Source organism: Nonomuraea ferruginea (assembly GCF_039540635.1).
In the GTDB taxonomy this organism is placed as follows: domain Bacteria; phylum Actinomycetota; class Actinomycetes; order Streptosporangiales; family Streptosporangiaceae; genus Nonomuraea; species Nonomuraea ferruginea.
Genome location: NZ_BAABFD010000067.1, coordinates 1 through 524, shown reverse-complemented (window position 1 = coordinate 524; position 524 = coordinate 1). Strand labels below are relative to the sequence as shown.

Genomic DNA, 524 nt, shown 5'->3' with positions numbered 1-524 from the left:
ACTTCCTGAGAGCAATTAGTTAATCTCTTATTAATCTTTATAGAAGTTCTAACTAATAGCTCTGCTACCTCTTGATTGGGTGTTGGTCCCTGAGAGCTTGGCCAATAATTATTCACGTTATACCATAGTAAGAAATATTGAATTTAATGTTATACGATAACTTTTTAATATACTGAAAAGCAAGTTAATTACTCTATAGCAACTAGTTTTTACAGATCTTAATAGTTATTTATCAAATAAAGTTATATGATAGTAGCGACTGAGCTAATTTTATTAAAATTTATAATAATGACAACTTATTACTTCGCCCTTGCGAGTCAAAATTTTCTATTAGTACAAGAACCACTAGAAGAAGTTTTTAGAGAGAGAGTTAACTACTATCAGTCAAATAATAAAGCAATTGATTTTTGGCTAATACCAAACCCTTCTTTTCTAGAGAAACCAGAAATGATTTCATTTAAAAACCTTGTACCTAAAGACGCTGTAGCTATAATCTCTACTAATCCAATATTTATTAATTGGTT

At 29.0% G+C, this 524-nt stretch carries 1 protein-coding gene; it reads left to right on the top strand.

Annotated features, from left to right (window positions below):
• Positions 1-288: 288 nt before the first annotated feature.
• Positions 289-524 (top strand): MgPME-cyclase complex family protein (locus tag ABD999_RS43810; RefSeq protein ID WP_345483305.1); only part of this gene is annotated, 236 nt, incomplete at its 3' end.